The 24,971-nt window shown below is 43.6% G+C and carries 20 protein-coding genes, 2 tRNA genes and 2 pseudogenes; 10 read left to right on the top strand and 14 right to left on the bottom strand.

The features are described 5' to 3' along the window. Nucleotides 1-21: 21 nt before the first annotated feature. The 4 genes from CUR83_RS00135 to CUR83_RS00150 form a co-directional block, all read right to left on the bottom strand. A complete protein-coding gene (locus tag CUR83_RS00135; RefSeq protein WP_284718835.1) occupies nt 22-1,212 on the bottom strand; it encodes a restriction endonuclease subunit S in 1,191 nt (396 codons plus the stop codon). A gap of 135 nt (nt 1,213-1,347) precedes the next feature. Continuing rightward, nucleotides 1,348-4,128 carry a type I restriction-modification system subunit M gene (locus tag CUR83_RS00140; protein WP_284718836.1) on the bottom strand — a complete coding sequence of 927 codons (2,781 nt, stop codon included), beginning with the start codon at nt 4,126-4,128 and terminating at the stop codon, nt 1,348-1,350. A 106-nt stretch (nt 4,129-4,234) separates the two neighbouring features. Continuing rightward, nucleotides 4,235-5,143: a hypothetical protein gene (locus CUR83_RS00145; RefSeq protein ID WP_284718837.1), complete on the bottom strand. Its 909-nt coding sequence runs from the start codon at nt 5,141-5,143 to the stop codon at nt 4,235-4,237. A gap of 8 nt (nt 5,144-5,151) precedes the next feature. After that, on the bottom strand, nt 5,152-5,883 hold the full coding sequence (locus CUR83_RS00150) for a YaaW family protein (protein ID WP_284718838.1): 732 nt from the start codon (nt 5,881-5,883) through the stop codon (nt 5,152-5,154). Nucleotides 5,884-6,006: 123 nt separating this feature from the next. On the opposite strand from CUR83_RS00150, the gene CUR83_RS00155 reads away from it, so the two are divergent. Then, nucleotides 6,007-6,768 carry an IS5 family transposase gene (locus tag CUR83_RS00155; protein WP_284718839.1) on the top strand — a complete coding sequence of 254 codons (762 nt, stop codon included), beginning with the start codon at nt 6,007-6,009 and terminating at the stop codon, nt 6,766-6,768. 64 nt (nt 6,769-6,832) lie between these two features. Here CUR83_RS00155 and CUR83_RS13415 read toward each other — a convergent pair. Further along, nucleotides 6,833-6,979 (bottom strand): annotated as a pseudogene (locus tag CUR83_RS13415) (DUF3817 domain-containing protein); the annotation flags it as partial. 173 nt (nt 6,980-7,152) lie between these two features. Here CUR83_RS13415 and CUR83_RS00165 point away from each other — a divergent pair. Both CUR83_RS00165 and CUR83_RS00170 read left to right on the top strand, forming a co-directional pair. Next, nucleotides 7,153-7,380 (top strand): annotated as a pseudogene (locus CUR83_RS00165) (threonine synthase); the annotation flags it as partial. Between the two features lie 348 nt (nt 7,381-7,728). Beyond that, nucleotides 7,729-8,472 carry a TorF family putative porin gene (locus CUR83_RS00170; RefSeq protein ID WP_071001644.1) on the top strand — a complete coding sequence of 248 codons (744 nt, stop codon included), beginning with the start codon at nt 7,729-7,731 and terminating at the stop codon, nt 8,470-8,472. 208 nt (nt 8,473-8,680) lie between these two features. Here the strand turns inward: CUR83_RS00170 and CUR83_RS00175 are convergent, their stop codons facing one another. Both CUR83_RS00175 and CUR83_RS00180 read right to left on the bottom strand, forming a co-directional pair. Beyond that, the gene (locus CUR83_RS00175) at nt 8,681-9,337 is read right to left on the bottom strand and encodes an IS1595 family transposase (protein ID WP_189586920.1); all 657 of its coding nucleotides are present in this window, start codon (nt 9,335-9,337) and stop codon (nt 8,681-8,683) included. Between the two features lie 882 nt (nt 9,338-10,219). Further along, nucleotides 10,220-10,522: a hypothetical protein gene (locus CUR83_RS00180; RefSeq protein ID WP_071002761.1), complete on the bottom strand. Its 303-nt coding sequence runs from the start codon at nt 10,520-10,522 to the stop codon at nt 10,220-10,222. Between the two features lie 357 nt (nt 10,523-10,879). Between CUR83_RS00180 and CUR83_RS00185 the strand changes: the two genes are divergently transcribed. Continuing rightward, nucleotides 10,880-11,662 carry a YdcF family protein gene (locus tag CUR83_RS00185; RefSeq protein WP_093070132.1) on the top strand — a complete coding sequence of 261 codons (783 nt, stop codon included), beginning with the start codon at nt 10,880-10,882 and terminating at the stop codon, nt 11,660-11,662. A gap of 35 nt (nt 11,663-11,697) precedes the next feature. On the opposite strand, the gene CUR83_RS00190 is transcribed toward CUR83_RS00185, so the two are convergent. From CUR83_RS00190 to ftsL, 6 genes are all read right to left on the bottom strand, one after another. Next, entirely contained in the window at nt 11,698-12,648 is a 951-nt protein-coding gene (locus CUR83_RS00190) for a putative RNA methyltransferase (protein ID WP_342213128.1), read from the bottom strand. A 128-nt stretch (nt 12,649-12,776) separates the two neighbouring features. Beyond that, nucleotides 12,777-13,895, bottom strand: coding sequence for a phospho-N-acetylmuramoyl-pentapeptide-transferase (gene mraY / locus CUR83_RS00195; RefSeq protein ID WP_186474969.1), 1,119 nt, complete (start codon nt 13,893-13,895; stop codon nt 12,777-12,779). Between the two features lie 3 nt (nt 13,896-13,898). Then, a complete protein-coding gene (locus CUR83_RS00200) occupies nt 13,899-15,347 on the bottom strand; it encodes a UDP-N-acetylmuramoyl-tripeptide--D-alanyl-D-alanine ligase (protein ID WP_093070127.1) in 1,449 nt (482 codons plus the stop codon). An 83-nt stretch (nt 15,348-15,430) separates the two neighbouring features. Beyond that, the gene (locus tag CUR83_RS00205; RefSeq protein ID WP_284718841.1) at nt 15,431-17,149 is read right to left on the bottom strand and encodes a UDP-N-acetylmuramoyl-L-alanyl-D-glutamate--2,6-diaminopimelate ligase; all 1,719 of its coding nucleotides are present in this window, start codon (nt 17,147-17,149) and stop codon (nt 15,431-15,433) included. A gap of 67 nt (nt 17,150-17,216) precedes the next feature. Continuing rightward, nucleotides 17,217-19,301 carry a peptidoglycan D,D-transpeptidase FtsI family protein gene (locus CUR83_RS00210; RefSeq protein ID WP_284718842.1) on the bottom strand — a complete coding sequence of 695 codons (2,085 nt, stop codon included), beginning with the start codon at nt 19,299-19,301 and terminating at the stop codon, nt 17,217-17,219. Continuing rightward, a complete protein-coding gene (ftsL, locus tag CUR83_RS00215) occupies nt 19,298-19,780 on the bottom strand; it encodes a cell division protein FtsL (RefSeq protein ID WP_071003736.1) in 483 nt (160 codons plus the stop codon). The genes CUR83_RS00210 and ftsL overlap by 4 nt, the downstream gene beginning before the upstream one ends. A gap of 14 nt (nt 19,781-19,794) precedes the next feature. On the opposite strand from ftsL, the gene CUR83_RS00220 reads away from it, so the two are divergent. Next, nucleotides 19,795-19,953, top strand: coding sequence for a hypothetical protein (locus CUR83_RS00220; RefSeq protein ID WP_156770989.1), 159 nt, complete (start codon nt 19,795-19,797; stop codon nt 19,951-19,953). Nucleotides 19,954-20,195: 242 nt separating this feature from the next. On the opposite strand, the gene rsmH is transcribed toward CUR83_RS00220, so the two are convergent. Beyond that, complete coding sequence (gene rsmH / locus CUR83_RS00225; protein WP_071002755.1) at nt 20,196-21,245, bottom strand: 16S rRNA (cytosine(1402)-N(4))-methyltransferase RsmH; 1,050 nt, start codon at nt 21,243-21,245, stop codon at nt 20,196-20,198. 346 nt (nt 21,246-21,591) lie between these two features. Here rsmH and gltX point away from each other — a divergent pair, with 346 nt between their 5' ends. The 5 genes from gltX (at nt 21,592) to CUR83_RS00250 (ending at nt 24,908) form a co-directional block, all read left to right on the top strand. Further along, complete coding sequence (gene gltX / locus CUR83_RS00230; protein WP_186475412.1) at nt 21,592-23,118, top strand: glutamate--tRNA ligase; 1,527 nt, start codon at nt 21,592-21,594, stop codon at nt 23,116-23,118. Nucleotides 23,119-23,262: 144 nt separating this feature from the next. Next, nucleotides 23,263-23,628 carry a hypothetical protein gene (locus CUR83_RS00235; protein WP_186474972.1) on the top strand — a complete coding sequence of 122 codons (366 nt, stop codon included), beginning with the start codon at nt 23,263-23,265 and terminating at the stop codon, nt 23,626-23,628. 122 nt (nt 23,629-23,750) lie between these two features. After that, a tRNA-Ala gene (locus CUR83_RS00240) sits at nt 23,751-23,826 on the top strand. Between the two features lie 129 nt (nt 23,827-23,955). Beyond that, nucleotides 23,956-24,031, top strand: a tRNA-Glu gene (locus CUR83_RS00245). 223 nt (nt 24,032-24,254) lie between these two features. Next, a complete protein-coding gene (locus tag CUR83_RS00250; RefSeq protein WP_186474973.1) occupies nt 24,255-24,908 on the top strand; it encodes a LysE family translocator in 654 nt (217 codons plus the stop codon). Nucleotides 24,909-24,971 lie beyond the last annotated feature (63 nt).

The following is a 24,971-nucleotide window of genomic DNA, read 5'->3' on the forward strand; positions in this document are numbered from 1 at the left end:
GAGCCTTATATGATATATGAGTTATACAAACATTTTTGCCAATAAGGCTTTTTTTAGGTTTTCTAAGCTTTTAAGCTGCTTGGCTTGTATGCTGACCGTGTCATCAAGCTGTTTAAAGAATTGTCCGATGGCGGTTTGTTCTTTTTTTGAATTGGGTATGAATACTTTTACTTTTGCCATACTACTCCAATCAGCTCTAGGCATTTTTGACCCTGAACTTACGTTAGTAGCATTCAAAAACGCATTTGTTTGAACTAAAGCATAGATAAATTCGCTTTCGATCAGTTCAGAATAAAAAGCCCATATTTCCCCACTTTTCACCCCTTCTACATCTGCTAACCACCATTTTTTGAGATATGGTCTAAGCCTTCCAAAAAGCACATCACCTCTTGCAAAATAAGAGTTTGCTTGCGTTCTGACACTCGTATTACCAATGATAATACCTGTTTCGCTTTCAATATTTTCTAACTCAATATCAACATCGAAGTCATCAGAATCAACGGACATACTTCTGATCAAAAGTACATTACCTAACTTAACCTCAACCCAATCTCCACTAAAACCTTTTAAACGAATCTCAGGCTGCTTCTGCCCTTTTTTGGGGAACATTTTACCCAGTAGTGATTTTTTAAGCATTTGCGTTTGCTCATGCTTACGGCGCTGTAGCGCAATGGTTTGGTCGATATTTTGGAAAAGGTTACCGATGGCGGCTTGTTCGTCGCTTTCTGGCAAATAAAAGCTCATTGCCTTAAACATACCACCAGTGATTTGGTTGATTGTCGCACCTAAGTTTTTACTAACTTCATCATGAAATTCTTGGGTATCGAGTAAGGTATTAAAAAACGAGGGAACGGGCGCTCTAATACCCGTCATAAACGCCCCTATGACAGTATTACTCATAGGCTTTGTGATCATCGCATGTTTGCCAATAAGATTTCTAGAACCGTTTCTGACTACTACGATGCTATCACCAACTTCTACGTTTTGAGAGTTTACGACTTCAGATTTTACATAAACATTATCATCTAACGTGATAGCTCCATTTTGTACGTTAGATGAACGAAGTACCAAAGTACCTAATTTGTCGACCACGTTATTTGGTGTATAAGTTAGTCCTGAGAAAAAAGTAACTTCCTCAACTAGCTTTTTTTGTACCCAATCCTCATTAAAGCCTGAAAAACGAATTTGTGGTGTTTGTTGTCTTATACTCATATTACACTCGATTCATAATAGCCAGAATGGACACAAGTAAATAAATGCTTTTTTTACCCATATTTGCATAACATGCGTAAATTTCCTAGTTTTTTACGCATATAAAAGCATCATCACTTTATAGGTCACGTTATTTCAATACTTTAATAATGCCTGTAACGCTTGCAGTCCAGCCATATCAAAGGTGTCACCCGTTAAGTGGTCAATCATACCTGCCAGCTCATTTTCAGATTTTTCTAGCTGCTTTGTGGTGTCCATATAAGTATCGGCATACTTATCAGCAAGCGCTTGCGTCTGAAGCGTTAGCTCACTGACCACATCGTCTGCCAGCTGCATCATGGCTTGGTCGAGCGGTACGATCCATTTATGGTTCAGTAAGTCATTCACGGTAGCATCGTCCAGCGCCTCGATGGTTTCTTTGGTTTTTTGATGCAAGGCATCGCTATCGGCTTTGATCTCAAGCTTGAGCGTTTTTTCTTCATCCAACGAGTCACTGATCTGAACGAGCCTAGCTTCATCGCTATCTTTTGTAAACTCATGCGTAGCTTGTAAGGTCTTGATATAGGCACTGACTTTAGACTTACCATAATCACCGCCTTTGTTCGCCTCGATATTATCCCAATTAACTGCTAACTCATTGGCAACATAATCAAGCTTAGCAGGCTTTTTGGGCTTAGTTTCCAAAAAGTCTAGGTAATCATTTAATGCTGTAATCTCAGGGGTTGCAATATCGGCATAAGCGGTATTCAGCGCTTTATTCACATCACTCACCGAGAAGCTGCTACCGCTGTCGTTGAGTAGGTTCTCTTTTTGCTCTTCATCCAGCTCATCGATGAGCGCGTCAAGCTCACCGCTCACCACACTCAAGCGGCTCTCTTTATCTTGCAGCTGCTGCAACTCATCGCTAAGTAGCTGTCTTTGTACCAGATCAAAGGGTAAAACATGCCCAACCCAGCCTTCTTGAACCTCTTCTTCCTTATTTTTTACCTTTTTTGTCACCATATTTGGCACAACTTTTTTGGTAGCGGTAAAGCCTTCGGTCTGAATAATCTCAAGATCGATCATGATGGTCTGCCACAGATCATCGAGTGCTTGATAAGCGCTGTATTTATCAATCAACTCAAACCCTTGTAAGCGAGCAAAGATATCATTTGCCAGAATGGTTTCTTGCCTTGCGATTTTTAGCGTGGTGACTTGATCAACCAGCTGCTGATATAGGTAATCAGGGAAATTTGCAAAAGACGCTCGGTAGCGATCAAAGAAGGCTTTAACGTCTTGATTTTGATAAACGTGTTGCTCGATGTCTGTGGTTGCTAATTGGCTGTTCGTCAACTGGTTGTTTTTCAACTGATAATAAGGCGTGTCCTCTACTTGCGTAAATAAAGTCTCTCGTAAGCTTGGGAACGTTTGCCAGTAGCGCTGCAGATAATCAATTTCATGCTGAGGAATACCGCCCAGCATGGTGGCGTAAATGTCCCACGTCTGAGCATCGTCGGATGAATCCACATAGCGCGGTATGTTGAGGTTATAGTTTTGGTCGCGTATATCTTTTTGACTGACCACGCGTGCGTACTTGTCAATGTTCTCACGATTGATCACCGCATCAGTGATTTTTTTAATATCTGATGCGCGTAGCTGATTGTCTTTACCTGCCTTGATAAAGCCTTTTGATGCATCAATAATTAAGATATCTGTGTTCGATCGTTTTTGTTTAAGCACCATGATGATGGTTGGAATTCCTGTACCAAAAAAGATATTGGCAGGAAGTCCGATAATGGCGTCGATGTGGTTATGCTCAATCAGGTTTTTACGAATAGTTTCTTCATCACCGCCACGGAACAGCACGCCATGAGGCAACACAATGGTCATGATGCCATCGGGCTTTAGGTGATATAAGTCATGCAATAAAAACGCGAAATCCGCTTTGCCCTTTGGCGCAAGTCCAAAGCGAGCATAGCGTGGATCAGACTCTTTATTTTTAGGTTGCCACTCTTGCGAGTAAGGTGGGTTTGATACCACAGCATCGACATATAGCGGCTGATAACTATTGACAGGATCAGACTCATTAAAATATGGCCAGTCATCTTCTAACGTATCGGCGTTACGGGTAACGATATTCGCAGGCAACACACCGCGCATGATAAGGTTCATACGAGTGAGGTTATAAGTATTTTGTTTAAGCTCTTGGGCGTAGTATTTAATATTGTTTTTGTCATCGATATGACGGGACACTGATTGACCGATATTGATAAGCAGTGACCCGGAGCCACTGGTCGGATCATAGATCTCAATCTGATTACGATCTTTTAAATGATAGGCTACAATCTCAGACATTAGTACTGAAACTTCATGCGGCGTATAAAATTCCCCTGCTTTTTTGCCTGCATTGGCAGCAAACATCCCGAGCAAATACTCATAGATAAAGCCTAGTACATCATAGTCTTGCTTGCCTTCCATTGGGATGTCTTTGATTAAATAGATCAAGCTGCTGGCAGCATTACTCTGTGATTTGGCGTTTTCGCCAAGCTTACTTAGCCCCGTTTGTAAGGTATCAAAGATTCCTTCAAACACCTTTTTATGCTTGATGTTGCGTGAAAACGCCGACAAGGCATCGCGCACATCAGAGATATCAAAATCACTGCCTTTGTTTATCCATGTTGAGAACAGATGAGGATAGGCGATAAAGTAGCCGATACCGTTTTTGATAAAGTCTACCGTCTCAGTATCTTCTTCGCTAAGGCTTGCAATGTCTTGATCGCTAAAGTCATTCGCTCTTAAAAACTGCTCCTCTTTATCTGATAAAAACTTGTAGAACACAAAGCCAATGATATAGTCTTTGTATTCATTGGCTTCAATCTTAGAGCGCATTTTGTTGGCAGATTGCCAGATTTTTTTAGCGAGTTGTTGCTTATTCATAGGGCTTATAATCTATGTCATTGAGTAGGTATATGACGACAGATTGTAGCGGTTCGCGTGTGGCAAGGCAAAGCCTTATTAAATGACTTTATATGGTGGTTTTTGTCTAACTGACTTTTTTAGGAATAGACAGTTGCTCACGAGCTGGTTTTTCTAGCAACTCAACGTGTATCTGATTGGCTATCAGATCTAATGCTGGCTGTTTAATTTTATTAAAGTAAGGTACTTCGCTAGTTTCTAACTCAAAGGACTTAACCCGATTATTCATTAGGTTTAAATAACCTCTATACTTGGTCAATAATGTAGCATATTTTTGATGGCTATCCTCGATTAAGGTTTGTGAGAGCTGGTACTGACCAAGTCTATGCGAAAGAATGTGTTCTAAATGCATACCTACTGGCAAAATTTCCATCATCTGCTGTACAAATTTAAGCATTAACCCCAGATGTTGCTTATCTTTAATTTGTCCGGATTCTATCAGGCTTATTAAATTTGAAATAAAAAATAATATATGGCTTTTTAGCTGCATCGATTCTGCGAGGACTGAATTGGCGAGCGACTCGATCACTTCAATATCTTCATTAGATTGCAAAACCAATTTAAGATTTTGTACAACTGATAAATACTCGCTTACTTTATCTGTATAAAATAGTATATTTTGCTCGTTTACTGTCTGTGATACTTGTAAAACCGCACTTCTTACGACCTCTATTTTTTTACTAAGTATCTGTGTTTGTATTATAGTTGCCATCATAATTGAAGCAGTTGAAATAGCTTGAGCTGCTACAATAGTACCTTGCAAGCTTGACTGCATTGAACCAAGGCTTTTAATAAAAGTCTCTGAAGTCAATGTCTGTACCTTCTTGAGAGGTACATGTTGAATAATGCCTGTTGACTCTAGTCCCTTTTTCCAATAAGCAACACCATCTCTAAATATGACTTGATTATTTTTTAGTGCTTTGATTAAGACTTCACTAAAACGAGCTTCATCAAACGCGAAAATTTCCGTTTCCATAGTTATCCTTAAAATTCGTCAAAGCTAGCACTATTATTAGTATATTTTGTACGCATCATAGCAATGATACAGACAGCTGGTATGGTTACCCGATAGGCAGGAGCAGAAAAATCTTTTACGGTAAGCGGCAAGGTAGCAGCTGTTACGAGAGGGTTTACTTTAGCCAACTTGGGAAGCATTTTAATACCAGCAAAAATCGCACTTGCTCCAGCTGCCGCACTAGTATTACCACTTAATCCAGCACCGTTCTTAACAGTATTCCAAGGGTCAGATTTGAGAGATGTCAAACCAAGCAAACCTTTTTTATCTAAAGTTTGATAAATAAGACCAATATCATCTAATGTCGTTACACGACCAAATAAACGTCTTAGTACTTTTTCTTCTATTTGTGCTACTGAGGTAGTACCTTTATGAAAGTCTGCTTTAACTTTTTTGGCTACATCATGCAGTATTTCTTCATATAACACTCCCTTACGACGGGTAAGATTTGCGATAGTATCTCCACCAAATAGTTGCAATTCAGCTGCGATAGCTTTCCAGCTATTTTGGTAGGCTTCCGCTTCACTCGTTTTATACATACCAATATTCTGAGCAAGAGTCTTTTTAAGCTGCCCAGTCCATTGCTCAGTACCACTATGATCTTTTATTAACGCTTCTGCTAGCAGCTTTAAATCCTGCCAGTCCGCATATTGTAAGAAAGCTAGGTCTTTATCTTCACGAAATTTTGATTCTACTGCCATGATGAAATCGCCAATTTAAGTTAGTGAATAAACTAGGGGCTGTATAGAATTGAGAAAACATTGAAAAAAATAAGCAACGCCTTACTCTAATGTTTACCACAACAAAGAAATAAGGCATCACTTATGACTCGCACCAAGCTCAACGATGAACATTGGCACAAGCTATTTATTATATTGCGACAAATTAACGTATATAACAAGCCCAATCTAAGACGTACCGTTGAAGGCATGTTGTACCGCATACGAGTAGGCTGTCCATGGCGAGACTTACCTTCTTATTTTGGTCATTGGTCTCGCATATATCATCAATACCGTTACTGGCGTAAAACCGGTAAATGGCAAAAGCTCATGAAGATAGTCACAGCAAACTATGATAGTGAATGGTTATTTATAGACGGTAGCGTGGTCAAAGCTCATCAGCATAGTTCAGGTGTAGCCAGTCATCTTGATGAGGCCATTGGTAAAAGTGTTGCAGGTAATAGCAGCAAACTGCACTTAGTGGTCGATGCTTGTGGTAACCCTATACATATTGAGCTGACAGGTGGGCAAGTGCATGACGCTAAGATGGCAAAGACGTTGATAGATAGCACGATTAATAACCAGACTAAAGCGGTGATTGCAGACAGGGGCTACGATAGTAGTGATATTAGAGAGTGTATCTTCAAGCACTGTACTGAGTCAGTCATACCCGTTAAGTCGAACTCTAAAAACAGCAACAATGACACACTAGACTGGTATTTGTATCGTTGCCGTCATTTGGTAGAAAACGCTTTTGCTAGATTGAAACATTTTAGGGGCATTGCCACGCGATATGATAAGCTCAAAGATAGCTATGCAGCGGCGGTAATGCTCGCTTGTGTCTTTATCTGGTTGCCACTCATTTGAGTTCTATACACACCCTAGTGAGGTGCTCTTCTTTTTTCAATCACTTTCGAAGTTGAGAGTGGGGTATGATATAGGTAATAAACAACATACCGTGTGCCATACCGATGTATTTCACACCTTCTGGAATGTCCATCATATATTTTAGTGGCATGGCGATGAAGAGCAATAATAAGAAAGAGGTGCCTTCTAGATAGCCTATAGTCAGCTGAATGTAAAAATGTTATGGATTTAAACGCGCTACTGGTATAAATTTTCTTTGCGTGCTGCTTACACAGAGGCTGCACAAAATTCATCCCAGTAGCACTGTATCATTTTTAAAGTGGGTTAACTAGACAGCTAAAAGGATAAAAAATGACCAAACCTAATCCAAGAGTATTAGAAGTAAAAGGCGTATTCGTTGAGCCTGCATCGGCGGCTTCAATCGGCGGTGCAATCCGTGATATTAAAGCAGGTAAAATCGCTGAAGGTTCGGTGATCGTTTGCACAGTGACGGGTAATGGTCTAAAAGATCCTGACACTGCGATCAAACAATGTGCCGATGCCGTGATGCTCACCATCAATGCCACATTGGATGATGTCAGAACATCAATCCTATCAAATATGGAAAAATAATTTTTCATGCTTTGCTCAGAAGAAAATACTTAAAAAGCCAACCAACTGCGGTTGGTTTTTTTTATTGCATCGTGCAGAATATAAACTGTATAAGAATAATTCCTATTTACAAACAATTTGATACAGTTTGATTTGTTTTGGTGCAAAATCAATAAATCGCCCAATATTTGTGCAATACAATAATGCTTCAAAGTTGGTTTTGTAAGTTATTGCAGTTTTATTGCAAAGAAATAAGATAAAACAGTAACTTAATAAAGTTGGCACGCCCTTTGCTATTTCAATAACAAGTTCAGAGTCAAATCATTTCGATTTGAACATTTGTAATAAACAGCTTGGGGGAATACCAACATGAACTTTAAACTTTCTACATTAGTGGCTGCATCTTTACTCACTTGTGCAAGTGGCTTGACTATGGCAGCTGAAAGCGATGTATCATTCTCTGGTACTGCAGCAATGACTTCAGATTACCGCTATCGTGGTATGACACAAACTGAAAGCGACCCTGCCGTTCAAGTTGGTTATGGATTAACCCATAGCTCTGGCTTATACGCAGGTGTCTGGGGCTCGAATGTCGGCTTTGGTAGCTCATTAGAGCTCGATCCATATGTAGGTTATAGCACTGAACTTGGCTCTTTGGCGTCTAAACCAGTTTTAGATGTCGGTTTATGGTACTACGGCTATCCAAGTGCTTCTGATTTGAATTGGCTTGAGCTGTATGCACGTCTAGGTTTTGCAGACACCATCACTGTTGGTGACAGTTTGCTTGCAAGCGTGAATTTCACTAATGATTTTTTTGGCTTAGATACTGATGCATGGTATTTAAACCTGACTTATAGCATGCCATTGAGCGCATCTTTCGGTGGTGTAGCAAGCTTAGGTTATACCACTGCTGACGATTATGATTTCAGTGATAACGCTAGTGGCGATGATAACTACATCGACTGGAAAGTTGGTGTGACTTACAGCTTTGCTTCTGTTGAAGACCTGTCAGCTGAGCTTGCTGCTGTCGGCACAAATATTGACGCCGACACCAACCCATACAAACGTGGTGTAGAGACTGGTGCTGTATTTACAATTACTAAAGCATTCTAAGTTGTAAATAGCATAGGCTAGAAAATTAGCCTTGCGATAAAAAAATCCTGTCTTACTTCAAGGCAGGATTTTTTTATGGAGAATTGGTTCTAAATACGTCTTGGCATGTTAAATGCTTAATATTTATATCGAATAAAGATTGTTTGAATAGATTAAAAAGAAGGGGCTGTCCTAGATGAGTAAAATTAGGGGCTGTAGTAGATAAGGATTAAATATCACACCATTTTCTCAGGAATTTTAGCTGATTAGATGGTGAACCATAGTTAAATCTAAACTCACATTCTTTTAAAAATAAATGGAAGTTCTTCTTATCGATTCCATTATACTTTCTGAGTGTTCGTTTAGACTGATTCCAGAAGTTCTCAATGCCATTGATGTGATTGTTTTTACCGCAAGTGAACTCTTTAGAGTGATTGACTCTGAAATGTTTAAACTCGCTCACATCCAGTGCATTGTAACTTCGATAGCTATCCGTATAAACAAAGCTGTCAGGCTTGATTTTACGCTTAATAACAGGCATTAGAGTAGTCTGTTTGGTGTCTGCTACGACAATGGTATACACCTTACCGTTTCGTTTTAGAATCCCAAATACAGCGGTTTTACCAGCAGCCCCGCGACCTCTTTTGCCTTTGCGTACACCGCCAAAGTAACTTTCATCTAATTCGACCTCACCATCAAAAAGCTCATCAGCTTGTAATGAGAGATGGTAATCTATCACAAGTCTTATTTTATGATAAAAAAGTGCAGCACTGTTAGGCTGGATATTAAGCAAATCTGCGGCTGTTCTAGCAGTCACTTCAGCCGTAAAAAACTCTAACAGCCTTCGCTGTATTTTTTTACTTAGTTTACAATGGGTTATCTTCATAAAAGTAGTCTAGCATAGTGCTTATCTACTACAGCCCCTAGATTAAATTCAACCAAATCAATTACTTACACCTATAGTAAGACTTCCTCCTTCACCGCCAATCTTATCTATTCTGAGAAACGCACTAGTTTTTCTGTACTGTCATACTCTATCCTAAATAAAATCCAGACACCTTAACAGTAAGACTGTCAGTCTGATCGTCTAATGCTGCCTAAATGGTGATTTTTATCCTATCTATCAAAAAAAACCACCAATAAAGAATATTGCTGGCTCATATCACTGCTCTATTGCTGCTAATATCTAAATCTACAGCTGTTTACTGCCTATACATCTCTTTATTGCTTCTTTTTCACTGTCACTTAGATTCATATGTAACTTGTTCAACCCCAAACTTATGCGGCAGTCTCGTCTGATTTTTTTCGTTTCAGCAGACATGACTGGTTTTGGAGTCGCGTTTACTGCTTCTGCAAAAGCAATGCTTGGTACCATCGCGTTGGCTGAGTAGCCTATTACACTGAATAAGGTGATAAATAGTACGAACAAGGTTTGTCTCATGGGCGCTCTCAGTCGATTTTTAAGATGATTATTTAGGACAGTCAATGAATATTTAACATCACTGGTTTGATTGAAAAGCACTACTTGAGATAACTAGCGCGCGCAGATGATGTTAATACTGTCTCTTATCATAGCCAGTTCCTATGTTAAGTAGCTTGATGAAAGTTTAAGAAACGTTAAGGTGTGAGCGTTTTGCATATCTGCTAAACCGTAATATCTCTTCAAATAGAGATACAAGACCAGATATATCACAACTACTAGCCAAACCATTGCACATAAAAATGACGCCTACTTAGGGCGTCATTTTTAAATAATCAGATATCACTTTTAAGAGCGGTGTCTGTAGTCGTTTTTGCTTTGTTTATCGTTTTTATATTTGCCCTGATATTTGTCTTGATGCTTTTCTTGTGCTTTATGCTTGGCAGCCACTATTTTTGCTTTTTGCTGTGATACCTTTGCCTTGTTTTTGACAACTTTATGTTTACTACCTACTTTGGCTTTAGCATCATGCTTTTGATGCTGTACTTGAGCGGCATGAGACTTTGAGTAGTCAGGTGCAGCGTTGGCTTGACCAACCATAGATAAACAAGCGGTAGCGGCTAAAATCGAACTTACTATTATCTTTTTCATTGTTTTTTCCTAATGTAATTCATATTAATAAATGATGATTAAAGATACCTTATGAAGTATCACGATAAAGCATCGCTCTATCGACAAAGAAAATGATAACTGGTTCTCGTATTAAGTAGCTTTATGAAACTTGAAGAAAGGTTGCGATTGTTACCTTTATTTGGCATATTCGTCCACTAAACTGCAGACAGTTGTATAGTTGTGCCACTGGTGTAAATAGACGGGCAGACCTAGAAGTATGTATAACGCTTTTGGTCGCTGTTGATGTGGCTGTAGCGTTTAATATTTGATGCTGAATGTTTGACACTTATATAGAAAGCGTGATTGATCTATCAGTGCTGACAGGATAAAAAATTTATGTTTGGATTATTACGTATCGTATTGATAGCGCTTGGATCCATACTCATCATTGACTGTACTGCTCTGATGGCCGTAGATAAGGTTAATTTTGGTACAGTGCTGCCTTTTTTGATAGGCGTGGTTTTTGTAGGGCATGGACTAGGTGCTCCTTTAATTATAAAAATACTTGCTAAGAATCCTTTACTGCGACGTATTTGGTACGGATTGTGGCTAGCGTTTGGGTTATGGTTCATAAGCTTTTTGCTCTTTGTTTATTCATTGCAGCAGCAGATTGCCCAGGGCAGACAAGATTTGCCACCTGTAGCAGCTATTATTATACTCGGTTCTGGGACGGTCGATGGCAAGCCGACCCCTACCTTAGCTAGTCGCTTGGATACGGCAGCAACACTGATTGAGCAGCAACCACAGGCATTGATTATTACCAGTGGCGGTATGGGCTATGAGCACACGCGCAGTGAGGCGGACATCATGGCGACTTACTTGGCGCAAACCCATGACATTCCACTAGATCGTATCTATCAAGAAGGGAAAAGTACCAGTACTGAGGAGAATTTGGCGTACAGCCAAATCATACTTGAACAGCATGGTATTGATAAAGAGGTACCGATTGCGATTGTCACCAGCGACTTTCATACCATCCGCGCAGCCGCCATTGCCCTCCATCAAGGTTATACGCAACCAATCACGCTTGCCAGCCCAACCCCACTGTCTATTCGCTACAATGCATGGTTTCGAGAGTATTTTGCCTTTGGTAGCGGTTGGCTACTACAAGAATACTGATTAGTGGATGCCGTAACAAAAATATTAAAAGGCTCTCAACTGGACGCCTTTTTTTGCAAAATATAAACCACAAACTTGGCCTCTGTATTAAATGGCGCGTGCTTACTAAGCTCCAGTAACGCTTGTCTTTTTTCACTACGTGCGCGGTAGGCATACGGGGTCATGGTCATTAAATCAGCCAAATCATCCGCTGATAATGTCATCTCTGTACTAACATGGTCAGTCCCCATCAACGTAAAGTATGGCGCCAACTCGTGTAAAAACTTATCAGAATCATGCTCACGCACATCATCGAATAAGGCATCTCGCATCGTCGCCAAGTGTCCGGCATCTGGTTTGGCAATGATTAAATAACCATCATCGGCCAATACCTCAGCGAACGCTTCAGGTAAAATAGGACTAAAAATACTGCTAATACCCGTCACACTATGAGAGCGTAACGGTAGATGCGCGGCGCTGGTCACTAGCGGATAAATCACCGTTGTTTTGGCAGCATTAGTATTATTGCGCTGATACCAAAGACGACCTGCCGCCTTACTGACTTTAGCCAATTCCACCAATGCAGGTTTGCTGATATCCGCTGCGAGTAAGTTATCAATAATACCTGAGCCAAGTTGTGCCATTGCCTGCATGTAGTAGCCCTCGCCGCAGCCAATATCAAGCCAATTCACAGACTGAGTATCCTGCTCCTCTATGGCCTCACTTTTTGACAGTAGCGCTGCCATCTTTTGGCTAATCAGATTCTGTAACGGCCCATAGTGCCCATGGTTCAAAAATCGCTTGCGGGCATTGATAGATTCTTGACTGTCGCCAGGTGCTTTTGATTTCTTCTGCTGTACAGGCAACAGGTTGACGTAACCTTGGCGAGCCACATCAAAAGGGTGTGAGGTGTTTTTGGGGTGCAAACTACCGTCACAGCGCCACGTATCGGCTGCAGGCTGCATGGGTGACTGGCAAAGGGGACAAATAAATAAGGACACAGGTATCTCAACGTCATAGCAATATGACCCACATTTTAACAAATTTCGTGTTGCTTAGACGATAAAAAGCCACCTCAATAATCATCGAGATGGCTTCTAAGCAGGAAAGTTAGGTATGTTTGAGGCTTGTTTTTCTAACGCAGCTTCAAAGTCATTAACCCAAGGATGACGAGAATGATGGCGATAATCCAAAACCGCGTCACCACTTGCGTCTCTTTCCAGCCAATTTCTTCAAAATGATGATGTAGCGGAGCCATACGGAAAACGCGTTTTTTGCGCAATTTATAAGAGCCAACTTGCAGCATTACTGATAGCGCTTCAGCGACAAATAGACCACTCATAATGGCAAAGGCAATCTCTTGTCGCGTCATCACGGCAATCGTACCGAGCATCGCACCCAGTGCCAACGCGCCCACATCACCCATAAATACTTGTGCAGGATGCGCATTGAACCACAAAAAGCCAAGACCCGCCCCGACCATGGCGCCACAAACGATAATGACTTCAGAGTTATAGGGAATATACGGAACGTGCAAATAATCCGCAAAGCGCACATCGCCTGACACATAAGCCATCGCACCCAAGCCTGCTGCGACAAGCACTACTGGTAGGATTGCTAAGCCATCAAGGCCATCAGTTAAGTTAACCGCATTGGACGCACCATTGATCACAAAGTAGGTAAAGATAATAAAACCAATACCAAAAGGTACTGCCGAAAATGGAATCATCCAATCTTTAAAAACCGGCACCAACAGATCTTGCATCTCGTGAGTCGTATTGATATCCGGCTGTAGTGTGGCGATGTAGTATAAAGAGACGCCGACGAATAATGCGCCCATCGACAACCAAAAATATTTCTTGCGCGCAATCAGACCTTTGGGATCTTTATACTTGATTTTGAGCCAATCATCCGCCCACCCTACAGCACCGAAGATCACCATAACAACGAGCAAAATCCACACATAAGGATTGTTCAAACGTGCCCATAGCAGAGTCGATACCCCAATAGCACTGAGAATCAATACCCCGCCCATGGTTGGCGTACCGGTCTTGACCAAATGCGATTGCGGCCCATCATTGCGAATGGCCTGACCGTATTTGAGCGCACGCAGATGCTGAATGACCCGCCCGCCAAAAAACATACTAAACACAAGCGCTGTGATAACCGCAAGCAGCGCTCGCAACGTCAACGAAGAAACCGCAGAAAACGGTGTATAATACTGGCCAAGCCAGCCAAACAACCAAACTAACACCGCCTACTCCTCTACTAGCGCATGAATAAGTGTTTCCATTGTCATGGAACGCGAGCCTTTGAACAACACCGTACAAGGTTTTGCTTGGTGCGCTTGTAAATACGGCTGCAAATACTGCAATAAGCTGTCTTTGTCTGCGAATGCCTGAGCATTGATATCAGCAACCTCTTTCGCACCAGCAACGGTGGCCTTGGCATATTCGCCAACACAGAGCAGCACATCGATACCTGTGGTCGCGATAGTACGGCCGAGGCTTTGATGCTCACTAACTGCCGCCTCTCCTAGCTCGCCGATATCACCCAACACCATCACTTGCGTACCCGTTTGTGCAGCCAATACTTTGGCAGCGGCGCGTACCGAGTGTGGGTTGGCGTTATACGTATCATCAATCAGACGGTGCTTACCCAGTATCTGACTGTTCAGACGACCTTTGGCTGGACGCGCGTTTTCAAGGCCGATAACAATATCACTGACGTTGATATTTAATGCATGCGCACAGGCTGCAGCAGCCAAAGCATTATTGACATTGTGCTCGCCTGCTAATGGCAAATTGATATCATGAACCTGATTACCGATATGTAGCTTAAACTCACTACGCTCAGGCTCTACATCTAGATGGCTTGCGCTCACATCGGTATTACCAAACCCAATCACATGTGACGTGTGCTTTTCAGCAATGCGGCGTAACTGATTGGTAAAATCGTCTTTATCAGGAACAATCGCAAACTGCGCATCCGTTAAGGTGTGATAAATCTCCGCCTTGGTTTGGCAAATACCTTCACGGCTACCGAACTCACCCAGATGAGCCGTACCAATATTTAGGATACAGGCCACATCAGGGCGCACAATCTCAGTCGTATAGGCGATCTCACCAATGTGGTTGGCACCCAATTCTAAAATGGCATAGCGATGATGGTCTGATAACTCAAGCAGCATCATTGGCACACCCAAATCATTATTGAGGTTACCACGAGTAATCAATGTCGGTGCCAATCGACCAAAAATACTGCCTAGCATTTCTTTGCAGGTGGTTTTACCGCTAGAACCAGTAATCGCTATCACGGTCAGATCTTTATGCTGCTGACGACGATAGCTTGCCAACTGCCCTAACGCCAAACGGGTATCACTGACAACCAGCTGCGGAATCGCATTTGACTCAGATAAGATAGGACGAGACACAATGACAGCAATGGCACCTTTTGATGCTGCCATATCGATATAGTCATGACCATCGAAGTTCTCACCACGTAACGCCAAAAAGATATCACCAGGCTTTATCGTACGAGTGTCGGTCGCAATACGCTGACTGGCTAGGGCTGGCTGGCCTGCATCTGTATAGTCTTGTGGCAGTTGCCAGTGACCATCGAGCGACGCTGTCGCCTCGAGCATATTATCCATTTGCCAGACATAAAGCCCTTGCGACTGGATGGTGTTATCGTTGTCGGCTGTCATAATGGTTACCTTATATAATGACTACTCAATTTTTATATTTAATGTTTAATTTTTTGATAATAGGGGTATCGATAATCACTCGACTATATACGGCCCGCTTGCGCTAACGCCTGCTGCAAAATCACACTGTCATCAAAATCGTAACGGACGTTGTTAATCTCTTGATAGGTCTCATGGCCTTTACCAGCGATGACGACAATATCGTCTGGACCTGCCTGACTGACGGCATATTCAATGGCCTTTTGGCGAGCAGGTTCTATATGCGTACGTTGATATTGTTCAGCACTCATCCCAGCCTGCATATCCTGTAAGATGGCATTAGGGTCTTCGGTACGTGGATTGTCAGCGGTCAAGACAACTTGATCAGCACCTGTGAGGCCCGCTTGCGCCATCAGTGGGCGCTTACCTGCATCACGGTCACCGCCACAACCAAACACTGCCCATAGCTGACCTTTACAGTGAGTTTTCAGGCTCGCCAGCACTTGACTTAAGGCATCTGGCGTATGTGCATAATCAACGATAAAACAGCCATCATTCGATGGCACGCGCTGCATACGCCCAACTGCACCTTGTAGCTTAGGAACAGCCGTCGCAATATGCTCGGTACTGATGTCTGACTTAGCACCGAGCGCCGCAGCTGCCGCCATCGCTGCGATCAAGTTGGCAACATTAAAGCGACCGACTAATGGACTGACAATCTCGATAATATCCGTTTTCTCATCACCAACTGTTTTATCATTAAAGTCAGTACGCAGACTTATCTTGACGCCCTGTAGACTTGGCTCGATATCAGCAGCGACAAAAGTAGCAGATGTTGCAGGCTCTAGACTGTACGTCCATACCGTCAAATCACTAGCAGTGGCTGTATCCAACATAATCTGAGCATGTTCATCATCGACGTTGATGATGGCATGGGTCAAATCTGGGAAGTGAGCTTTATCAAATAGCTTGGCTTTGGCAGACGCGTATTCTTCCATATCAGCATGATAGTCTAAGTGGTCACGACTCAGATTGGTATAAATCGCAATGCTAACTGGCACGCCTTGTAAACGCTGCTGATCCAGACCATGAGAGCTGGCCTCTAATGCCAATATTTCAGCATTCTCGGTACCCATTTGATATAAAAACTGCTGTACAGCCAAAGCGTCTCCAGTGGTATGGCTGGCTTGCACCAAAGCGCCAAGGCGACCATTACCTGCCGTACCCATCACTGCACTGCTCATGCCTGTTAATTGGGTCAGCTGTGCCACCAATTGACTGATGGTGGTTTTACCATTGGTTCCCGTGACAGCGACTACCTTTGGCAGGGTCACTGGCTGCTGATATTGCAAATATGCTTGGATTAAGCTGCCTAAGAAATCACGAATATTAGGAACGTATAAGATTGGGCACGGCAGCGCTGCTAATTGCTGCTGTGCGTTAGACTCACCATCCATCTTCAGAGGGGTATTTGCTTCGCTAATCAAGGCAGCAGGATCCATCTCTGAGAGGACAAAAGCAGCCTTCTCAGCGGCTTGTAGCAAATAATTTCGGCTCTTTTGGTAATTTGGATTGTGGCTTTTTAAAAGGATGAATACGTCATTATTGGATAGTTGACGGCTGTCTAGTTGGAACTGCTGAAAAGGAATATGAGCAATTGATTGAATCTGATCCGCCCCTGACTGACTCGACGCCTGTTGAACCGATGCTGCGATCATCGCGGTTAGCTGTTGCGCCAGCCTATTATCGCTAGTATGGATAAGCTGCTGTAGAGTGGCCGTCGTAACAGTGGCGCTATTTGGCGATAAGGTAGGCATGGTCATGAGCAAATCCTAAACAGTTAATACAAATCAGCCCTTAAAGAGCTGACTACTTAAAATCATTGAACGCCTACTGTGGTTCTGTTTTGAGCGGCTTATCTAAAGGCACATTATACAATCGTAACGCTTCTTTCATCACGTTGTGGAACACAGGTGCGACCGTTAGACCCGCATAAATCTGACCGCGCGGATCTTCAATGAGCATGACGCCCACAAGCTTTGGATTAGACGCTGGTGCCATACCAGCAAAGACATTGCGATACTGGTCAGAATAATAGCCACCCTCTGGGTTGATACGGCGCGAGGTACCCGTCTTGCCTGCCACACGGTATCCGTCAATGGCGGCAGCTTTAGCTGTTCCACCTGCCTCGGTCACGCTCTCAAGCATCTGTACAATAGACATCGCCTGCTCGCGCGCCATAATACGCTTGCTTGGTTGCGGTTTGTCATCTTTGATCAAAGTCAACGGGTGCATCACTCCGCCTGCTGCGAGGGCTGAATAAGCCTGCGCTACCTGCGCTAGTGTCACTTGTAAACCATAACCATAGCTGACTGTCGCACGGCGTGAGGTTTCTTTCTCTTTTGGCGTCACAATCAGACCACTGCCCTCACCTGGGAACTGTAAAGGCGTTTTTGAACCAAAGCCAAACTGTCGTTGCATATTAGTAATGGCATCAGGCGGTAGCGACAACGCAATCTTAGTTGAAGCCACGTTACTAGACTTCTGTAATAGCGTCGCCATGTTGATCATGCCCAAGTTATTATGATCGCGGATGGTATAGCCACGCACGCGAATTGAGCCAGGATTGGTGTCAATTAAAGTGGTCGGCGTATATTTGCCTGAATCTAAGGCTGCCGCAACGGTGAACGGCTTCATCACCGAACCGGGTTCAAACACATCCAATAGCGCACGGTTACGCTGGTTTTCACCGGTCATCTCATTGAGATTGTTTGAGTTGAATGATGGCCATGTGGAGAGCGCCAGTACTTCACCAGTCTGTACATCGACGATCATACCCGTCGACCAGCGCGCTTTTTGCAGACGCCCTGCTTTTTCTAGCTCTTTGTAGAGCAAGTATTGCAACCGCGAATCAATCGTCAGTGCCATATCTTTGCCTGGTATCTCAGGCTCAAGTTGCTTGATCTCTTTTAAGCTGTTTTGTTTGGCATCTTTTAAAACAAGCACTTTGCCATCGTCGCCTGCTAAATCTTTTTCATACTGGCGCTCAATACCAGCACGTCCTTCGTAACCACCCTCAGGGTCGTTGGCGTTTTGCCCCATAAACCCTAACAACTGCGCGTTAGATTGCGGCTGCGGATAATAACGCTGAAAGAAATTTTTCTCATGGACACCAGGGAAATCAAGCGAGCTAACACTTTGCGCAATCTCAGGTGTGACTTTATTGAGAAGGGGTAAATAATGCGAGCCTGCACCAGAGGGCAGCGCCGCTTTGACTGCTGCTTCATCGGTCACATCAATACTGTCATCGATTGCCGTGGCTTTTTTTAGCTCATCGACAGAGATGTTGGCAGCCGCAGCCAGCGTCGTCAGATCCATATTGTCCAAACGCTTTTGCATACGCGCCTGCAATTGTGGACTATTAGGATTGGTCAAGATAATACGTTTGAGCTCGTAGTATTCGCTCGCGTAATCATGCGGGCTAAATGACACGGTCGCCAGCGGTGCGCTCACTGCAAGTGGTAAATCATTACGGTCAGTAATCATACCGCGATAGGATTTTTGCGTGCGCTCACTGGTAATGAGCTCATTACCTTTGTCTTGATAAAACTGCGCGTTGGCCACCTGAATATAGTAGGCACGGCCAATCAATAGCACCAATATAACCAGCGCCAAACCCCAAACGGTACGAAAACGGTTTTTGTCCTGCTCAAAGCCGCCACGAGACGAGGCGCCAGAGGCTTTACCTAAAAACCCTCTTTTGCTCTTTGGGTTTCTGGCACTAGCATGCGTCCCTTTCGTGTCACTCTTTTTGATACGATCAAATAATTTGGCTTTACGACTGCCTGCCGCTTTATCACTCGTTTGTCCAGATTTAGCAGCGCTCGCACGGCGTAATGGTTTGGTCACCTTGCCACTGGCTGGTTTTTTACTGGTATTTTTTGCTGATGTGGATTTAGGTTTTTTGTCGCTCATTGTCCTGCCTCCGCTACCGGTTCTTCAGGGGAGATATCGGTAGAGGCTCGTGGTCCGACCACATCTAAATCTAACTCATCGTCGTCATCAGAGACTACTGGTGCCAAGGCGGTGGCGACACCAGGCTGAATAATCAGCTTATCCTTTAGTGTCGGTGAGTACATACCCAATTCCGCCACTGCACGACTGGCGATTTGCGGCGTGGCGCTAAAAGTTTGCTGCTCAATCAATAGACGCTGATGTTCTATTTGTAGCTTACGCTCTTGTTTTTTCATGTCTTGCAAGGTTTTATAATCCTGATGATATTGCTGAACGGCTTCGGCAGTCTTGATGCCGCTCCATACGATTGCGGCTGCCAAGAGCAGTAATACGACCACATAAATGCTCACCACATTGAACCGACGCACGAATAGCTCGCCGATATCGGTGTTATAGGGCGCGACGGCGCGGCGGTTTGCAGGTTTGTCAGATATTGCCATGACGATCTCAAAAAGTGAACGTAAACGATAAAGTAGATAATGGTCTGCAAGCAATGAACGCATCATTGCTCAGCCATACCATTGATAAAAATAAAACCAAAGATGACCGTCTTATAGCGGCAACAGCCTACCGCTATAGCGATATGTCATATCAAAACCTGCTGTCTTACTAAACCTGCTATCTTGCAAAGTCGAATAGGTCGAATAAATAATCACGTTATTTTAGAGTAAAGAATGATTGAGTTGCTTGATATCTCAGACACTCTCAACTAATAAATGACGGAAAATTATTTGCTGAGCCTAACAGACAATATTTACAGCTTTTTAACAGTGGCGTAGCGATTAAGACATTTATGCATCATTCAGACAAACAATAGCAATCATATGCGATTTACTCAGTGTTTTCATCCATGATTTATGGCGCGACTGTCTGCTGATACTCTGTGTCGGTGCGAGTTGCCATACGCAACCATGCACTGCGCGCGCGCGGGTTTTGGCTCGTTTCAGCTTTGCTGGGGCCAACGCGTTTTGGCTTGCTAAAATAGCGCGGACGATTGGGCAGCATCGGTAGATTTTCATCTTCTGGATATTGCCCTTTGCTATGTCGCTGCAAAAACTGCTTGATGCGGCGATCTTCTAATGAATGAAAGCTAATGACCGCAAGCTGCCCGCCTGACTTCAAGATAGCAATACTTTGCGCTAAAAATTCGTCAACATCGCCCAGCTCATTATTAATAAAAATACGCATGGCCTGAAAGCTTTGCGTGGCTGGGTGCTTACCGCGTTGCCAATTGGGATGCGCCTCTTTGATTACCTCTGCCAGCTCAAGCGTAGACTCGTAGCTCTCCATCTGTTTGATAGCGCGCGCAATACGGCGACTATGACGCTCTTCACCAAATTCATAAAGCACATTGGCCAATGTCTCATCGTCAACCTGCTCAAGCCACTCGGCAACTGACTGGCCGCGACTGGTATCCATACGCATGTCCACTGCCCCATCGCGCATAAAGCTAAAACCGCGGCTACCATCATCAATTTGCGGTGATGAAATACCCAAATCCGCCATCAAGCCATCCACTTCACTAATGCCCATAGCAGCCAGACTATCTGTCAACGTTGCAAAGCTGTCATGAACCACATGCACACGGCTGTCTTTACTTGCCAATTCCTGCGCCACACTAATGGCTGTCGGATCTTTGTCAAAGACAATCAGTGTGGCGTCATCGGCAAGCTGACTTAATAGTAACCTGCTATGACCGCCACGACCAAAGGTCGCATCAACGTATATACCGCTTATATTTAAGCCATTTTGGTCGCCGTCTTTTTGCTTGGGTAGGGATTTTACCCCTAGCACGGCAGCGACGGTCTCCTCTAGCAGTACCGCATCATGGACAAAACTTAATTCATCAGACGTGATATCACGCTCACTATCGGATTGAGTCGGGTTTAGGGGTTCATCTTGCATGGTGACATCCTCATTAGAGAATGGACTGGGCGCTGATTCAGTGCGGTCAGTGGGAGCAAGACTGGCTTTCGATTTTGGCGTAGACTTTGATAGGGACACAAACAACTCAATAGATGACGACCATACTGGCCAGTAATTGGATGAAAATAAACAAGTTATGACTTGCCTAGCATTATTATCGCAAGGATACACGGGTAGTCAAGCACTAGAAGGGCTTTTCATTAAAAATATCACATGTCTCTGTTATACTAGCGCTATATTTTACGCTATTTCTTAGCACCCTCTTCATATCTTTCATCGCTATTTATACTAATAGCCTATATTGATAGTAAACTTTGAGACTTTTATCATGCAAACCTCTACTGACAGCAAGCGCCCTGTACGCACGCGTATCGCACCTTCACCCACGGGCTTTCCACACGTAGGTACTGCCTATATTGCCCTATTTAACTTGGCTTTTGCCAAAGCACATGGCGGCGAATTCATCCTACGTATCGAAGACACTGATCAGACGCGCTCGACTGAGCAATCAGAGCAAATGATTTTGGATGCCTTGCACTGGGTTGGCCTAGACTGGAGCGAGGGTCCAGATATTGGCGGCCCGCACGCCCCTTATCGTCAGAGCGAGCGTAGTGATATCTACAAAAAACACGCCGAGATACTCATAGAAAAAGACCATGCGTTCCGCTGTTTTTGTACCCCTGAAGAGCTCGATGCCATGCGCGCTGAGCAAATGGCCAATGGCGAGACGCCGCGTTATGACGGTCGCTGCGCACATCTTGCTCCAGAAAAAACCGAGCAATTAGTAAGCGTGGGCAAACCACACGTGATTCGTATGCGCGTGCCGACCGAAGGCACCTGTCAGGTACAAGACATGCTACGCGGTACAGTTGAGTTCCCTTGGACCCAAGTCGACATGCAAGTACTGCTAAAAACCGACGGTATGCCAACCTATCATCTCGCCAACGTCGTCGATGACCACTTGATGGAAATCACTCACGTCATGCGCGGTGAAGAGTGGCTGAACTCTGCGCCCAAGCATCAACTGCTGTATGATTATTTTGGTTGGGAAATGCCAACACTCTGCCATATGCCACTACTGCGTAACCCTGACAAATCAAAACTGTCTAAGCGTAAAAACCCAACCTCTATCACTTACTATCGTGATGCAGGCGTGCTGCCTGAAGCGTTGCTCAACTATCTGGGTCGTATGGGTTACTCCATGCCCAATGATGCTGAGAAATTTACCTTAGATGAGATGATTGCAAGCTTTGATATTCAGCGTGTGTCGCTTGGTGGTCCTATCTTCGATATCGAAAAGCTTAACTGGGTCAATAGCGAGTGGCTACGTGCGCTTAGCCCTGAAGAGCTAAAAAATAAAATCCTTGAATGGGCCAGTAACAGTGACAAGCTGACCGCTATCGCCGCTGCGATTCAGCCACGCATCGAGCTGTTGTCTGACGCGGTCAACTGGGGCGGCTTTTATTTCCAAAACCTGCCAGACATCACCGCTGAGAGCTTCACCCATAAATCGCTTGAGCCTGAGCAAATCATCGAGCTGCTACAACTGGCGCTTTGGCAGCTTGAGACCCTGCCGACGTGGTCGGAGGAAAACATCTATACCACGCTAAAAGGCCTCGCCGCTCACCTCGATATCAAGATGCGCGATTTTATGGCGCCGTTCTTTATCGCGATTGCGGGTAGCACCTCATCGACGCCCGTTATGAACTCGATGGCGATTATCGGTGCGGATATGACCTTGACGCGCTTGCGCCATGCGGTTGATGTACTCGGCGGTCTTGGCAAAAAGAAACTGAAAAAACTTGAGAAGCAGGCGGCAGAGTTGCCAGATTTTTTGGCTGCTGCTGAGTAATTCAGAAGCTGAATAACTTATCTACTAAACAGTTAATTAGCGAAACTTGTCGAATGTAAAAGGGTCAAGCCATCTCTGACCCTTTTTTTGTTGTTAGTCAATACGGCTACTTCCATATCATCAAATTTTTAATTGGAAATAAACATGGCCGCCAAAACCGTCACGATAGAAAGCAAAGATTATGTGTTTAACACTCTAAAAGAAGCGCAAAAATACTACGATGCCATCGTAAAAGAGCTTTTTGAGACAAACCTTACCCAAACCACAGGTCGGGATTTTGAAGATTTAAAATGGATATACCGCACTTACTGCGGTTATACCAAGCATAATCTAGATAAATTAGGCAAATATGACATCATTGGGGTCAAAAGTATCAGAACGATCCGAGAAAAAGGCGGTCAATATGTGCCAACCGAATGCTGTGCGATTATTTTGTCTGATGGTAGCGAAGCAGAGTTTTATACCGATAAAGCCATTAAAGAGATCGCGCTTAAGCAAAATCTACGCTAATTTGGACTTCTTGGGCCTTTAAAATAGGCTAAAACGCTTTTTTTTGCATATTTATGCATTTTTTTAAAAATATCGGTTGACAAGACTGCTGGTCTTACCTAAAATACGCACACTCTTAGCGAGGGGCTATAGCTCAGTTGGTAGAGCACTTGCATGGCATGCAAGGGGTCAACGGTTCGACTCCGTTTAGCTCCACCATACTATTTATCGCTCAACGGATAAATATTGCTTTGAGAACAATGTCAGCACCTAGGCAAGGCTTATTAATAAATAAGCGCTCTGATATTGTGAAGTACCGTTATAACCATAGGTTATAACACTCTATGCGTCCCCATCGTCTAGAGGCCTAGGACACCGCCCTTTCACGGCGGTAACGGGGGTTCGAATCCCCCTGGGGACGCCACTATTCGGCGTCACTTATTAGCACTTTTGCTTAGCATCAGGTTAGACTAATAAGCGAACACTAAAAAATCCCAGTCATCATCCAGTGACTGGGATTTTTTTCGTTTGTCGTTTATAAAAATCATCGATATGAGCTGCTCATGACGACCGATACCAGGTAAACTACGAAATAAACGATAAATAAAACACTCCCCTATTATTGCTATCACAAGGAAGTATGAGCCATGTTCGGTATCGAAAACTATCTGGGCTTTGTCTTGGCGGCGATTTTGTTAAATCTCACTCCAGGCACCGATACGATGTATATCATTACCCGCAGCGTCTCACATGGCAGCGCAGCAGGGTTTTATTCTGTCCTCGGTATCATTTCAGGCATCTTGGTACACACGGTATTCGCCGCATTGGGTCTATCGATCATTTTGATCAACTCGCCTCTGGCCTTTACGGTTGTAAAATATATCGGTGCCAGCTACTTATGCTATCTGGGTATAAAAATGCTGATGAGCAAGCAGCCTTCTTTACTGGCAAATCATTTACCAAAAAGCAGCCCATCTGCACCTGCCAACTCTATAGCGCACTGGCAAATATACAAACAGGGCGTATTAACCAATGTCTTTAACCCAAAAGTCGCGCTATTCTTCCTCGCATTTTTTCCGCAGTTTATCGATCCTAGCTATGCTCATAGCGCCTTGTCATTTCTGATCTTAGGATTGAGTTTTGCGCTGACGGGCTTTGTATGGTGTTTGTGCCTTGCTTTATTGGCATCAAGATTTAGTGCCAACTTAAGAAAAAACCCAGCTATCGAAGTTCTGTTAAATAAAATAAGCGGCGTGGTTTTTATTGGTTTGGGGGTTAAGCTATTGACTGAGAAGGGTTAAAAAAGCTGCTATAAATGTCCAAATAAGCTACTTTCTATAAAATCTAACTACCCATAAAAAAGC

It is taken from the genome of Psychrobacter pocilloporae (assembly GCF_029872915.1).
GTDB classification, from domain to species: Bacteria; Pseudomonadota; Gammaproteobacteria; order Pseudomonadales; family Moraxellaceae; genus Psychrobacter; species Psychrobacter pacificensis.